The organism is Cytobacillus sp. OWB-43 (genome assembly GCF_034651445.1).
In the GTDB taxonomy this organism is placed as follows: Bacteria; Bacillota; Bacilli; order Bacillales; family Cytobacillaceae; genus Cytobacillus; species Cytobacillus kochii.
Map to the genome: position 1 here is coordinate 500751 of NZ_JAYEFF010000001.1, position 13989 is coordinate 514739.

The 13989-nt window shown below is 36.6% G+C and carries 16 protein-coding genes; all 16 read left to right on the forward strand.

Going from position 1 to position 13989, the window contains the following annotated elements; translation table 11 throughout:
- Positions 1-32: 32 nt before the first annotated feature.
- Complete coding sequence (gene fliF / locus U9M49_RS02585) at positions 33-1631, forward strand: flagellar basal-body MS-ring/collar protein FliF (protein WP_307314433.1); 1599 nt, start codon at positions 33-35, stop codon at positions 1629-1631.
- Entirely contained in the window at positions 1613-2659 is a 1047-nt protein-coding gene (gene fliG, locus U9M49_RS02590) for a flagellar motor switch protein FliG (protein WP_095369532.1), read from the forward strand. Before fliF ends, fliG begins: the two co-directional genes overlap by 19 nt.
- Positions 2652-3419 (forward strand): flagellar assembly protein FliH, encoded by a 768-nt coding sequence (fliH, locus tag U9M49_RS02595; RefSeq protein ID WP_322909229.1) that lies wholly within the window; start codon positions 2652-2654, stop codon positions 3417-3419. The genes fliG and fliH overlap by 8 nt, the downstream gene beginning before the upstream one ends.
- A complete protein-coding gene (fliI, locus tag U9M49_RS02600; protein ID WP_095369530.1) occupies positions 3406-4725 on the forward strand; it encodes a flagellar protein export ATPase FliI in 1320 nt (439 codons plus the stop codon). Before fliH ends, fliI begins: the two co-directional genes overlap by 14 nt.
- A 3-nt stretch (positions 4726-4728) precedes the next feature.
- Complete coding sequence (gene fliJ, locus U9M49_RS02605) at positions 4729-5172, forward strand: flagellar export protein FliJ (protein ID WP_095369529.1); 444 nt, start codon at positions 4729-4731, stop codon at positions 5170-5172.
- 8 nt (positions 5173-5180) lie between these two features.
- Positions 5181-5801 carry a MotE family protein gene (locus U9M49_RS02610; RefSeq protein ID WP_095369528.1) on the forward strand — a complete coding sequence of 207 codons (621 nt, stop codon included), beginning with the start codon at positions 5181-5183 and terminating at the stop codon, positions 5799-5801.
- A gap of 15 nt (positions 5802-5816) precedes the next feature.
- Positions 5817-7136, forward strand: a complete 1320-nt coding sequence (locus tag U9M49_RS02615; protein WP_322909230.1) for a flagellar hook-length control protein FliK — start codon at positions 5817-5819, stop codon at positions 7134-7136.
- A gap of 12 nt (positions 7137-7148) precedes the next feature.
- A complete protein-coding gene (gene flgD / locus U9M49_RS02620; protein ID WP_095369526.1) occupies positions 7149-7778 on the forward strand; it encodes a flagellar hook assembly protein FlgD in 630 nt (209 codons plus the stop codon).
- A 41-nt stretch (positions 7779-7819) separates the two neighbouring features.
- Positions 7820-9307, forward strand: a complete 1488-nt coding sequence (locus tag U9M49_RS02625) for a flagellar hook protein FlgE (protein ID WP_416337081.1) — start codon at positions 7820-7822, stop codon at positions 9305-9307.
- 43 nt (positions 9308-9350) lie between these two features.
- On the forward strand, positions 9351-9575 hold the full coding sequence (locus U9M49_RS02630) for a flagellar FlbD family protein (RefSeq protein ID WP_095369524.1): 225 nt from the start codon (positions 9351-9353) through the stop codon (positions 9573-9575).
- Positions 9568-9981, forward strand: a complete 414-nt coding sequence (gene fliL, locus U9M49_RS02635) for a flagellar basal body-associated protein FliL (RefSeq protein ID WP_095369523.1) — start codon at positions 9568-9570, stop codon at positions 9979-9981. Before U9M49_RS02630 ends, fliL begins: the two co-directional genes overlap by 8 nt.
- Positions 9982-10050: 69 nt before the next feature.
- Positions 10051-11046 (forward strand): flagellar motor switch protein FliM, encoded by a 996-nt coding sequence (fliM, locus tag U9M49_RS02640; protein WP_322909231.1) that lies wholly within the window; start codon positions 10051-10053, stop codon positions 11044-11046.
- A complete protein-coding gene (gene fliY / locus U9M49_RS02645) occupies positions 11039-12253 on the forward strand; it encodes a flagellar motor switch phosphatase FliY (RefSeq protein WP_322909232.1) in 1215 nt (404 codons plus the stop codon). Before fliM ends, fliY begins: the two co-directional genes overlap by 8 nt.
- 17 nt (positions 12254-12270) lie before the next feature.
- Positions 12271-12636, forward strand: a complete 366-nt coding sequence (locus U9M49_RS02650; protein ID WP_095369520.1) for a response regulator — start codon at positions 12271-12273, stop codon at positions 12634-12636.
- 20 nt (positions 12637-12656) lie between these two features.
- Complete coding sequence (locus tag U9M49_RS02655; RefSeq protein WP_322909233.1) at positions 12657-13331, forward strand: flagellar biosynthetic protein FliO; 675 nt, start codon at positions 12657-12659, stop codon at positions 13329-13331.
- Positions 13324-13989 carry a flagellar type III secretion system pore protein FliP gene (fliP, locus tag U9M49_RS02660; protein ID WP_095369518.1) on the forward strand — a complete coding sequence of 222 codons (666 nt, stop codon included), beginning with the start codon at positions 13324-13326 and terminating at the stop codon, positions 13987-13989. The genes U9M49_RS02655 and fliP overlap by 8 nt, the downstream gene beginning before the upstream one ends.

Below are 13989 nucleotides of genomic sequence, written 5' to 3' on the forward strand. Positions count from 1 at the left end.
TGAATAACCAAGGACCATCGGGGGATTTTTAGATGAAAGATTCTTTGCAAGCATATGGTACAAAGGTGAGAACGTTCTGGGATGCGAAAACAAAGGGGCAAAAGGCTTTAATAATCGGTGCTCCGTTATTATTAATCATTGGTATTAGTATCATTGTTTTTCTTTCGACCAGAACCACCTTAGTCCCACTATATAGTAACCTGACACCCTCAGAAACAGGCAGTATAAAGGAAAATTTAGATGCTAAGGGGATTAAGTCAGAAATCGTTGAAGGTGGTACAGCTATTAAAGTACCAGAAGAACAAGTAGATAGCCTCATGGTAGAGCTAGCTGCAGAAGGAATCCCAGATAGCGGTAATATTGATTACTCATTTTTTAGTCAAAATGCTGGAATCGGGATGACGGAAAATGAATTTGACGTGATGAAACTAGATGCGATGCAGTCTGAATTAGCAGAGTTAATGAAAGGTATTGATGGTATTAACAACGCTAAAGTCATGATAAACATGCCTGAATCTGGTGTGTTTTTAAATGAAACAGAGGAACAAGCATCGGCGTCTATCGTTTTAAACACGGATCCAGGTTATAAATTTGAAAATCAACAAATCCAAGCACTCTATCATTTAGTGTCTAAAAGTGTACCTAATTTACCTACTGATAATATCGTCATAACTAATCAAAACTTTGAGTACTTTGATTTGAAAAACAGTGAAGAATTTTCGACAGGCAATCAATTTGCTGTACAACATGAAATAAAAAAAGAAATCGAAAAGGATATCCAACGTCAAGTGCAAACGATGCTAGCTACATTAATGGGTCAAGAAAAAGTAGTGGTGTCTGTTACAGCAGATGTCGATTTCACACAAGAGAATAGAGAAGAAAATCTTGTCGAACCAGTAGATGAAGAGAATATGGAAGGAATAGCCATTAGTGCACAAAAGCTAACAGAAACCTTTACAGGGAATGGAGATACAGAAGGAGGTATCCCGCAAAGTGAAGATGGTGCGGATGCACTCGGCTCTTCTTATGTTGAAGGTTCAAATAGCAACGGCGATTATGAAAAAATAGAAGAAACAATTAATAATGAAGTAAACAGAATAAGAAAAGAAATTGTTGAAAGCCCATATAAAGTAAGGGATTTGGGCATTCAAGTAATGGTGGAACCACCTGATGCTAATAATCCAAATTCATTGCCACAAGATCGGATTAATGATATAACGCAAATCTTATCAACCATTATCCGTACATCCATCGATAAAGACACATTGGATGAAACGTTAACCGATGAAGAGCTACAAAATAAAATAGCTGTCTCCGTTCAAGAGTTCAATGGAAAAGTTGAGTTTCCAAATGAAGAAACAGGAACGATTCCTTGGTGGATATATTTGGTTGTAGGGTTACTATTATTGGTAATTATATTATTACTATGGTTATTCTTACGTAATAAAAAAGAGAAAGAAGAAGATATTGTAGAGTATGAAGTGGAAGAGCAATTAAATGATTCTATTCCTGATGTACATCAGGAAAAGGAAACAGAGGCAAGCATCCGAATCAAGCAATTAGAGAAGCTAGCTAAAGAGAAACCGGAAGACTTTGCCAAGCTCCTAAGAACATGGATTACGGAAGATTAGGAGGCCAGTCAAGCGTGAAAAGGGAGAAGAAAAATCTTTCAGGACGGCAAAAAGCAGCCATTTTATTAATATCTTTAGGTCCAGATATTGCTTCTAATGTGTATAAGCATTTAAGTGAAGAAGAAATTGAAAAGTTGACTTTAGAAATATCCGGTGTAAGAAAAGTAGACACTGAGGCAAAAGAAGAAGTGCTAGATGAATTTCATCAAATCGCTCTTGCTCAAGATTACATTGCGCAAGGGGGTATCGGATACGCGAAGACTGTGCTCGAAAAGGCATTAGGAAACGAGCAAGCAACAGCGATAATAAATCGTTTAACTTCCTCGCTTCAAGTGAGACCATTCGATTTTGCCAGAAAAGCTGACCCAACACAAATATTGAATTTTATTCAGAATGAACATCCGCAAACCATTGCGTTAATTCTTTCCTATTTAGAACCACAGCAGGCTGGTCAAATACTGTCGGAATTACCTCAAAATACGCAAGCGGATATTGCTAGAAGAATCGCAGTAATGGATGGCACTTCTCCTGAAATTATTAATGAGGTCGAACAAATTTTAGAAAGAAAGCTGTCCGCTACTGTTACACAAGATTATACGCAAACTGGTGGAGTCGAGTCTGTAGTAGAAGTGCTCAATGGCGTGGATCGTTCAACTGAACGTACGATTCTTGATGCATTAGAAATTCAAGATCCAGATTTAGCTGAAGAAATAAAGAAAAGAATGTTTGTGTTTGAGGATATTGTTACGCTTGATAATAAAGCCATTCAACGAGTGATAAGAGATTGTGCAAGTGAAGATCTCATGCTTTCTTTGAAAGTGTCTAGTGAAGAAGTAAAAGAGATTATTTATAAAAATATGTCACAGCGTACTGTAGATACATTTAAAGAGGAAATGGAATTTTTAGGACCAGTTCGACTTCGAGAAGTCGAAGAAGCACAATCAAGAATTGTCGCAATTGTACGCAGACTGGAAGAAGCTGGGGAAATCATCGTCGCTAGAGGCGGAGGGGATGATATTATTGTCTAGGTTATTTAAACATTCTACTCACGATTACTTAAGCGAAGAGGAGCAAATAACAATCTCTATTCGGCCGATGTTTAAACAATCAGAGGATCATCCATCACAGCAGATGTCTGCCTATTATGACCAGGTGATTAATGAAGCAGAGAAGAGAGCGGAAGAAATTATCCAATCGGCAAATCAGCATGCTGATCGCATATATCAAACAGTTCAAGAAGAAAAGGAAAAGGCAAAAGAAGAACAAGAATTGGTACGTAAAGAGGCATATGAGGAAGGTTACCTCACCGGGATGAGTAAAGGTAAAGAAGATGGATTTAACTCATATACCTCTAGATTAGCAGAAGTAAAAGAGATAATTAATGCAGCAAAAACTGATTATGAAGAAACTATTCAGTCAGCGGACCGAACGATATTAACGATTAGTATGAATGTAGCAGAAAAAATCATTGCCACGGAATTAACTCATCATTCGGAGCACTATCAATCTTATGTAAAAAACGCATTAAGAGAAGCAAAGCATTACAAAAACATTAAACTTATTGTTCATCCTGATAAATATCTAGAGTTATTAAGCTATAAGGATGAACTTAAGGCAATGTTACCTGTTGAAGCTGGCCTGTATATCCTTCCCGATGAAGAACTTTCTGTAGTAGATTGTGTAATTGATTCAGATAATGGTCGAATTGATGCCACATGTAAAAGTCAAATAGACGAGATCAAAGAAAGACTATCAGAATGGTTGGAGACCCATCATGAACTTGGATAAGTTATTAGAGGAAATTCATGATACAGATAGTTTCAAAAAATACGGGAGGGTCAAGAGAGTTGTTGGCCTAATGATTGAATCTCAAGGGCCGGTTAGTTCCATTGGTGATGTTTGCTATATTCATGTGCAAGGTAAGAAGAGTAGGAAGATACGTGCAGAAGTGGTCGGATTTAAAGATGAGAATATTATTCTTATGCCATATACAACAGTTACTGATATATCACCTGGTAGTTTAGTAGAAACAACAGGAAAACCGTTAGAAATTAAAGTTGGGACTTCTCTTGTAGGGAATGTCCTTGATTCCTTGGGACAACCATTAGACGGGTCTCTACTTCCAAAAGGATTAAGAGAGGTGCCAACAGAACAAGAGCCACCAAATCCTCTCTTGCGACCACCCATTAGCGAACCAATTGAAGTAGGCGTTCGGTTGATTGATAGTTTACTAACAGTTGGTAACGGCCAAAGAGTGGGCATTTTTGCAGGTAGTGGTGTTGGTAAAAGCACTCTACTCGGCATGATTGCCAGAAATACAAAAGCAGACATTAATGTCATCGCTTTAATTGGTGAAAGAGGAAGAGAAGTCCGTGAGTTTATCGAGAGAGATCTTGGTCCTGAAGGATTAAAACGTTCAATTGTCATTGTAGCTACCTCGGATCAACCGCCATTAATGAGAATAAAAGGTGCCTATACAGCGACAGCCATTGCAGAGTATTTTCGTAGCAAAGGCATGAAGGTTATGATGCTAATGGATTCTGTTACTCGGGTAGCAATGGCACAACGGGAGATAGGTTTAGCAATTGGCGAACCTCCGACAACAAAAGGCTATACGCCATCAGTTTTTTCTGTTTTACCTAAGCTGTTAGAGAGAACTGGCACCTCCATAGAGGGCTCTATCACTGCCTTTTATACAGTGCTTGTTGATGGTGATGATATGAATGAACCAATTGCTGATACTGTGAGAGGTATATTGGATGGTCATTATGTGTTAGATAGAGAACTCGCTAATAAAGGACAATATCCTGCTGTAGATGTACTCAAAAGTATCAGTCGTGTAATGAATCAAATTAGTAGTAAGAGGCATATAAAAGCAGCTGAGAGCTTAAGAGAATCACTTAGTACTTATAGGCAATCAGAGGATTTAATTAATATCGGTGCATATAAGAAAGGGTCATCACAAGAAATAGATCGAGCGATTGCTTTATATCCACAAATTTTAAATTTTCTTAAACAACAAACGGATGAAAAAGTGACGATTGATGATGGAATTGAACAACTATTTGCGCTAGTTGGAGAAGGAGCACAGTAACAAATGTCTTTTAAATATAAGTTTGAGAAAATTATGCATGTAAAAGAACGTGAAAAAGATGAAGCTTTGGATATTTATAATCAAGCGACGAGACGTTTTGAAGAAGCTGCGACCAAACTATATGAATTGCTAAAGAAAAAAGAAGATCTAGATAGATTGCAATCTGAAAGACTAGTTAGTGGTTTACAAGTAGTGGAAATGCGTTATCAGCAACAGTTTATTTCGAATTTAGAAAAGACAATTAGTCATTATCAAAAAAGAGTAATGAATGCTCGTACACAAATGTATTATTATCAAGAAAAGCTTGCAGAAAAAATGACAGAGTACAAGAAATATGAAGTCATTAAAGATAAGAAGAAGATGCAATACGTATCAGAAATGAAGAGATTAGAAAATATTGAAATGGATGATATTTCAATCCAGCAATTTATCCATAAAGAACTTTAGGTGATAAGATGGAAAGTCACAAAGAGAAAAGGTCTAGACCGGTCATTAAGATATTTATGATCATTGCCACCACTTTAATTGGACTTATCGCAATTGGATTATTAATCCTAACTGTAAGTGGATATAACATCTTTGAAGTGGCGAAAAAGTATGGTCAAAATGTTCCTGTTCTATCTACCCTTTTTGAAGAAGATCAAACAGAAATGATGCAAACAATGGAAAATAGACTGATCGAACTAGAGGCAGAGGTCAATGACCGTGAGGCAAGAATTGAGCAACTGCAAAATCAAGTAGAAAGTAAAGACAATGAATTAAATAAAGCAAGCCAAGAAAAAACACGATTAGAAAATAGAGTAGACGAATTAGTTTTAATGAAAGAAGAGAATAAGCGGGCTTTTAGTGACATTATTAAAACTTATGAAGAAATGGCTGCTAAAAAAGCTGCGCCTATTTTATCTAATATGAATGAAGAAGAAGCGGTGCGAATCCTGGCAGAGGTAAAACCTGAAGTACTTGCTGATATACTGGCAAAAATGGAACCAACAAAAGCTGCTTCATTTACAAGCCTGGTAACAGCGTCTGTAGAAAATACTTCTACCACAGATGACGATGAGAAAGCCGCTGAATAAAGAGGGAGATGTTTCATGGAACTCATGTCACTGTTACCTATAAATAATAACCATCAATCTACTAAAGAAGTATCAGCTAATGAGAAGGTGGGGAAAGGCGATTTCGCTCAATTTTTAGGGAGTGTTCTGTCAACTGTGGAAACGGTCAGTTCGAATAGCGACGTCACGAAAGATGCAGTTACAAAGCAAGATGATTTGCTTTCTCTTCTCGGAGTATTAGAGTGGGAAGATTTGCCGGAAGAATGGCAATCGTTTATGTATATCGACTTACGAGATGAACCGCTAGTTGTAGAAAAGGCTAGTCAGTTATTAAACATTGAAGAAGAAGAGATGGAATTGATTTTTACTCATATCCAGTCATTGTTGAAAAATCAAGATGATATTTCTATAGATCTTCAAACGGCAGAAGCTAGAGAGAATTTTCTTTCAAAGTTAGTTTCAGTAGTGGAAGGTGGGCGTGCGCAAACACAAACACAAACACAAACAACTGACCTTATCACTCAGAACAAAGCCGTCTTCCAAACAATAAAGCTTGTGCAAATGATGAATCAACAAACGGAACCATCACCATTTAATCAACAACAATTAGCTGGACTCGTAAAAGACATCGTGAAAATACTAGAAAACGAAGCAGTTGTACCGATACCTCAATCCATTTCTTTAAAAGCCCGAGAGACACAACTTCGAACACAACAGTTGGTCAATCATTCACCACTAAGCATGACGTTAATAAATAGTGAGCAGAAGCAAATGGAAACAGAAGTGGAAATACTTTCAACAATTAGTAAAGGAATAGAGGATCAAAATCCGGATATAAAGACTGTGCAAGTTCCTACAAATCCGGTTGCAATCTCTAAGAACGATACTTTGCAATTACATATTCTACAAAATGGTAAACCAATTCCGGCAGAACAATTAGTAAAACAGTTTGAGAATACCTTATCCCGTGCCAAATTTACGACTGTTAATGGGATACAAAAACTGAGCATACAACTCACACCAGAACATTTAGGCACATTGAAGATAGAAATTGTCCAAAAAGATCAAGTGATGATTGCTAGAATTATTGCAAGTACACAGGCAGCCAAAGATGCATTTGAATCTAGCGCACAAACTCTCAGACAAGCATTTCATTCACAAAATATCAATGTCGATAAGATCGAAATTTATCAAACCTCCTTAGAACAAAAGCATGCAGAGGAATCGTTCAGTCAAAGAGAGAAGAATCAACCAAATCAAGATGGTGATGGTCATAACCGAAGAGAAGAACAAGAGGATAAAGCAACCTCTTTCTTCGATGAATTAGAAGCAGAATTATTAAATCTAAAGGTTTAGGTGGTAAGTTATATGACAAACAGTATTGATTCTTCTTTATTGCTATCACAATCACAAGCAGCCAATACCAATAATAGCAATACATTAGGCAAAGATGACTTCTTAAAATTATTAATGGTTCAACTTCAAAATCAAGACCCAACAAGCCCGATGGATGATAAAGAATTTATATCACAAATGGCTCAGTTTTCTTCTTTAGAACAAATGACTAATTTGACAACAAGTATGGAAGAAATGATCAACATTCAAGAGCAGAACCAATTACTATCTTATTCTCAATTTGTAGGTAAAGAGATTACTTGGCATAAATTAAATACTAATGAGGCTAATGTGGAAGTTGAGCAAGGAACTGGAAAAGTTGCTTCCATACAGTTCAAAGATTCTACTGTCACATTTATTCTTGAAGATGGAACCGAGTTATCACCAAGTAATATTTCTGAACTAAATCAGCCAACGATTGATGAGAATACATTAGTTCAATCTAGTTTATTAATCGGAAAAGAAATTACTTATCAGGATGATCAAGGGGAAAATCAAATAGCTAAAGTGGAGTCAGTGTCCTTTAAAGATGGACAAACATATTTTCATATTTCAGGTTCTGAAAAATTAATTACCCCACAGCAAATTATGAAAATTGAATAAAAGCGAAATGATATATTTGATGATTTAAAGGAGGAAATGCAATGCTACGCTCAATGTATTCAGGGATCAGTGGAATGAAGAATTTTCAAACAAAATTAGATGTAATTGGTAATAATATCGCCAATGTTAATACAGCTGGTTTTAAGAAGAGTAGAGTCACATTTAAAGATGCAATGAATCAAATGGTGGCTGGTCCATCCTCACCGACAGAATTACGTGGTGGGCGAAATGCAACACAAGTTGGCCTAGGGTCTACTTTGGCTACGATCGATGTTATTCACTCTGGATCGAGTATGCAAACGACCGGTAGAGCATTGGATTTGGGCATTGAAGGAGATGGTTACTTTATCGTTCAGCAAGGTGGGGCCCAGTATTATACGCGTGCAGGTAATTTTTATTTGGATGATGATGGCAGTCTAGTGAATAGTGAGGGGTTAAAAGTACAGGCATATAATAGCAACGGTGTATTAGGTGATGTGGTTGTAAATGTGAATGCCACCCTTCCTGCAGTGACAACAGAATCAATCACAGTTCAAGGAAATCTAGCAAAAGATGCGAATATTGGAACGGTATTTAATCAACAAATAAAAACAATTGATAGCAATGGTAATGCCCATGCGTCAACTGTTTACTTTAAAAAGATGGGCGACAATAGCTGGGGTGTCTTTTTTAATGAAGAGCCAAAACCATCTTCTGTTGGTACGATCACAAATCCAGATGAAGACGCTGGAAATATTAGTGTGAAAAATCCAGAAGGTTACAAGGGGACACAAACAGGAGATTGGGAAGTTGAGTTAAAAGATGATGTATATACGATTTCAACACCTGATGGTGATGTAACTGTAAATGCGTCTCAAGTTAAGAATGGCGTCTTATCCGCCCATGGCTTACAAATTGATGTATCAAATGTGAAAGAAGATGGTACTTGGACGTTTAATGTTACGGCACCAACCCAACCTGAGGATAATCTTACATTAAGCTTTGATGCCAATGGACAAATCGTAGGTGCTGATGCGTTAAAAGAAGGTATTAGAATACCAGTTCCTTCAGGTGTAACAGATAATATGGCAACGGATGAAGATGAAAGTCAATTATTAGTTAATCTTGATTTTTCTGCACTTACACAAGTAGAAGGAGCATCGAATGCCAATGTATTTCCTGATGGTTATACGGAAGGGAAACTGGAAAGCTTCAATATTGGTGCATCTGGTGAAATTAATGGTGTCTATTCAAATGGTCTTATCGATATTCTTGGAACGATCGCTTTAGCCAAATTTAGCAATAGCTCAGGGTTAACAAAAGCTGGTAATAACCTTTATCAAGCTTCTGCCAACTCAGGTGTGGCTAATATTGGTATGGCAGGTGACGGAAGAGGGAGCTTAGCAGCAGGATCACTTGAAATGTCTAATGTTGATTTATCAGAAGAATTTACTGAAATGATTACTGCCCAAAGAGGCTTCCAAGCAAATACAAGAATTATTACGACGTCTGATGAGATTCTTCAAGAACTAGTTAACTTGAAACGTTAAAAAGGGAGGTTTAGGCAAGCTTTGGTTTGCCTATTACAATAAATTGATAAAATTATCGAGATTAAATGGTCAATCGTTTAGGTTAAATGCGTTTTATATCGAAACAGTCGAATCATTTCCTGATACAACAATCACACTTACCAATGGTAAAAAGTATGTTGTGAAGGAAAATGAATTAGAAGTAGTGGAAAGTATTCAGCAGTTCTACCAGGCTGTTGGTATGATTAAAGCTCATTCTATGTGGGAGGAGAACGGTGAAGATGAATAAAAAATGGCTCATCGTTGGAATTCTGTCATTGTTACTAGTAATTAGTGGTTCGTTATTTTACTTTACGGATGTATTTGCGAAGGATGCAAACGAGTCTTCTATTGATGATATTCTTGAACGCACTGTCTCTATTGACCAGATTACGACAAATCTAGCAAGTGACGATTATATACGGATATCTTTTACTATCCAAGTGGAGAGTAAAAAGGCGAAAGAAGAGTTAGAGAAAAGAGATTTCCAAGTGAAGAACTTAATGATCCAAGAGTTATCAGAAATGCAAGCAGATGATTTAAGAGGTAAAGATGGTCAACTATTATTACAGAAAAATTTAACAAAAAAAATAAATGACCTGATGGAATCGGGCAAAATTGAAAAAATCTATATAACTGAATCAATCCTCCAATAACATAATTGCTGACAGATTACTCATCTTTTAAAAATAAGAGTTTAATTCAAAGATATGGAGGTGACTTTTTTGCCAGGAGAAGTTTTATCGCAAAGTGAAATAGATGCGCTTCTATCAGCCCTTTCAACTGGAGAGATGGACGCTGATCAACTGAAAAAGGAACAGAGTGAGCGCAAAATTAAAATATATGATTTTAAACGTGCTCTTAGGTTCTCTAAAGATCAAATTAGAAGCATAACAAGGATTCATGAAAATTTTGCTCGGTTATTAACAACGTACTTTTCAGCACAATTAAGAACTTATGCGCAAATTTCGGTGACATCTACTGATCAAATTCCGTATGAAGAGTTTATTAGTTCAGTTCCTAAAATGACAATCCTTAATGTTTTCGATGTTCCACCACTTGATGGAAAAATATTGATCGAAGTAAATCCCAATATCGCATACGCATTAATGGATCGCATGATGGGTGGCAAAGGATCTAGCTTAAATAAAGTAGAAAACCTAACAGAGATAGAAACAAAGATTATGTCTAATACGTTTTCGAAAGCTTTTCTTCTCTTGAAAGAGGCTTGGAGCAATGTAATAGACATCGAGCCAAGTTATGCAGATTTTGAAGTCAATCCCCAATTCTTGCAGATGGTTTCACCTAATGAAACAGTTGTCGTAATATCTCTCACTGCCACAATAGGCGAGGCAAGTGGAATGATCAACATTTGTATCCCGCATGTGGCATTAGAAGCCATTATGCCAAAGTTATCAGTAAGATATTGGATTGAATCAGATGTAAAGAACAGAGAGCCTGAAGAGATAGAACGATTAACAAAAAATATTGAGATGGCCAGTATTCCCGTTGTATGTGAATTAGGATCGACGGATATTAGTATTGAAGATTTCTTAGATTTAACAATTGGTGATGTGATTGAATTGGATCAAGGCATTCACGAACCGATGCAGATTAAAGTTGGCGAAATTCAAAAATTCACAGGACAACCTGGGAAAGTCCATAAAAAAATGGCTGTACAAATTTTGGATTTTGTGAAAGGAGAAGAAGAAAATGAGTAATGATATGCTTTCACAAGATGAAATTGATGCATTGTTAAAAGGAACGGGAGACGAGAACGAAACATTTTTTCGTTCTGCTCCAGAAGAGCAAGACAAAGGGCAAGAACTAACGCTTATTGAACAAGATGCTCTTGGAGAAATAGGTAATATTTCATTTGGTAGTTCGACGACAGCTTTGTCTACATTATTAAATCAGAAGGTAGAAATAACGACTCCTTCTGTTTCTGTTATCGAATATGATAAATTAATTGAAGAATTCCCCCATCCTTATGTTGCCATTAAGGTGAATTATACAGAAGGGTTCAAGGGAACGAATATTCTTGTTATTAATCAACATGATGCATCGATCATTGCCGATTTGATGCTTGGTGGCGATGGAAGTCAACCATCACCAGACATGGGAGATATTCATTTAAGTGCGGTGCAAGAAGCAATGAATCAAATGATGGGCTCAGCTGCTACTTCAATGTCCACTATTTTTGCGAAAAGGGTGGATATATCTCCTCCGACAATTGATATACTGAATTTATCGACAGGTGAAGGGACAGAAACGATCCCTAGGGAAGATCCTCTAGTGAAAATCTCTTTTCGCATCATCATTGGTCAATTAATTGATTCTCATATTATGCAAGTATTACCTTATCACTTTGCCAAAAGCTTAGTGAAAGAGTTATTACAAACAACAGCTGAAGAACAAAGTGACAAGGAAATGGAACAACAAAAAGTAAGTGATGTACAACCGCAAGAGATTGCACAGATGGAAGAGACAAGCTCATCTTTATCAATGAGTGATATGCCTCATAGCTCTACTGAAAATGTTGATACATATAGTCAGCCTAATTATTATCAACCACCAACTGAGCCAATGCAAAAACAAGCGGTACAGGCGCAGATTCAGCCGGCCAACTTTTTAGAGTTTGGTTCGCAACAACCAGCTGAAAAGCAAACGAATAATTTGGATATGCTCTTAGATATACCATTGCAGCTAACAGTCGAATTAGGACGTACCAAAAGATCTGTAAGAGAAATTTTAGATATGACGCAAGGGTCAATTATTGAATTAGATAAATTGGCAGGCGAACCAGTAGATATTTTAATAAATAGTAGATTAATAGCAAAAGGTGAAGTGGTTGTAATAGATGAAAACTTCGGTGTAAGGGTCACTTCAATAATCAGTCAACAAGATCGTCTTAAAAAGTTAAGGTAACCAAGGAGGAATAGAAAATGTCTCAAAAAATATTAATTGTCGATGATGCAGCTTTTATGAGAATGATGATTAAAGATATATTGGTGAAAAATGGTTTTGAGGTTGTAGGAGAGGCAGCAGATGGTTTACAAGCAGTTGAAAAGTACAAAGAAACAATGCCTGATTTAGTTACAATGGATATTACCATGCCAGAAATGGACGGAATCACAGCATTAAAGGAAATCAAAAAAATTAATAGTCAAGCTAAGATTATTATGTGTTCTGCTATGGGACAGCAGGCGATGGTGATCGATGCCATTCAAGCAGGTGCTAAAGATTTTATTGTTAAACCATTTCAAGCAGATAGGGTTATCGAGGCGATTTCAAAAACATTGAATCAATAAGCCGTAAGAAGTGAGATGTAATGAACATGTATAAACAAGTAATAGGAAGAATATGTATACTAGCCATTTCCTGCTTATTTTTGACGCAGTTACTTCATGTGACTGCGTCAGCTGAATCTAGAAGTGTTGAGGAAATGGTGAAGGATGAGGAAAAATCCACAGAGAAAAATGAGGTTGAACCAAATATACACTCAGAAGAAATAACAGCAGACACTACGGAAGTCGGGTTAAATGCTTGGGATTTTATTCAGATGATTTTTGCTACAGTGTTTGTGGTTGGCTTGTTATATGGCTTGTTAAAGTTTGTTAATAAAAAGAGCCGCTCTTATAAATCAACCAATGTCGTTAATCACCTTGGTGGGACTGCCTTAGGTCAAAATCGCTCGGTGCAAGTCGTCAAAATAGGTGAAAAAGTGTATATACTAGGCGTTGGTGAAAATGTACAACTCATCAGTGAGGTCGCTGATAAAGAAGAGCGGGATACTTTATTAAAAAATTATGAAGAACAAGGCGACCAGTCATTGCAAGCAAAACAGTTTCTTACTCAACCTTTCAAGATAATGAAGAAGTCGGAAAGTGAACAAGTTAAGAACCAATCTTTTCAAGATATTCTTAGTAAACAACTGGCAGATATGAAAAAAAAACGTTCCGACCAACTTGAAAATTTGAAGAAGGGTAAACACGAACATGAATGAAGTAATGGAGATATTTAATAACAGTTCACCCGATAATATTTCAACATCTATTAAACTGTTACTAATGTTAACAGTACTTTCTTTAGCGCCAAGTATTTTAATATTAATGACATGCTTTACGCGTATCGTGATTGTTCTCTCTTTCGTAAGGACGGCATTAGCTACTCAATCTATGCCTCCCAATCAAGTGATAATTGGACTTGCCTTATTTTTAACTTTTTTTGTGATGGCGCCTACTTTTCATGAGGTTAACGAACAAGCATTATCACCCCTATTCAATGAAGAAATTGATCTAGAGGAAGCATATGATAGAGCTTCCCTTCCCTTTAAAGAGTTTATGAGTGCTCATACGAGAGAAAAGGATCTACAGCTATTTCTAGATTATTCAGGAGCTGAAAAGCCTACTTCTATCGAGGAGATTCCATTAACAGCACTAGTGCCAGCATTTGCTATTAGTGAAATTAAAACAGCCTTCCAGATTGGTTTTATGATTTTTATTCCTTTTCTAGTCATTGATATGGTCGTAGCCAGTGTATTAATGTCGATGGGAATGATGATGCTTCCACCTGTAATGATCTCATTACCTTTTAAGATTTTATTGTTCGTGTTAGTTGACGGTTGGTATTTAGTAGTGAAATCACTACTACAAAGTTTTTAA

Excerpts from the sequence above, each read along its gene's own strand:
- U9M49_RS02615 (WP_322909230.1), top strand. The coding sequence starts at position 5,817 with ATGGAACTCATGTCACTGTTACCTATAAATAATAACCATCAATCTACT.
- fliI (WP_095369530.1), top strand. The coding sequence starts at position 3,406 with ATGAACTTGGATAAGTTATTAGAGGAAATTCATGATACAGATAGTTTC.
- U9M49_RS02625 (WP_416337081.1), top strand. The coding sequence starts at position 7,820 with ATGCTACGCTCAATGTATTCAGGGATCAGTGGAATGAAGAATTTTCAA.
- U9M49_RS02655 (WP_322909233.1), top strand. The coding sequence starts at position 12,657 with ATGAACATGTATAAACAAGTAATAGGAAGAATATGTATACTAGCCATT.
- fliF (WP_307314433.1), top strand. The coding sequence starts at position 33 with ATGAAAGATTCTTTGCAAGCATATGGTACAAAGGTGAGAACGTTCTGG.
- fliP (WP_095369518.1), top strand. The coding sequence starts at position 13,324 with ATGAATGAAGTAATGGAGATATTTAATAACAGTTCACCCGATAATATT.
- U9M49_RS02650 (WP_095369520.1), top strand. The coding sequence starts at position 12,271 with ATGTCTCAAAAAATATTAATTGTCGATGATGCAGCTTTTATGAGAATG.
- fliJ (WP_095369529.1), top strand. The coding sequence starts at position 4,729 with ATGTCTTTTAAATATAAGTTTGAGAAAATTATGCATGTAAAAGAACGT.
- U9M49_RS02610 (WP_095369528.1), top strand. The coding sequence starts at position 5,181 with ATGGAAAGTCACAAAGAGAAAAGGTCTAGACCGGTCATTAAGATATTT.
- fliG (WP_095369532.1), top strand. The coding sequence starts at position 1,613 with ATGGATTACGGAAGATTAGGAGGCCAGTCAAGCGTGAAAAGGGAGAAG.
- flgD (WP_095369526.1), top strand. The coding sequence starts at position 7,149 with ATGACAAACAGTATTGATTCTTCTTTATTGCTATCACAATCACAAGCA.
- fliL (WP_095369523.1), top strand. The coding sequence starts at position 9,568 with ATGAATAAAAAATGGCTCATCGTTGGAATTCTGTCATTGTTACTAGTA.
- fliY (WP_322909232.1), top strand. The coding sequence starts at position 11,039 with ATGAGTAATGATATGCTTTCACAAGATGAAATTGATGCATTGTTAAAA.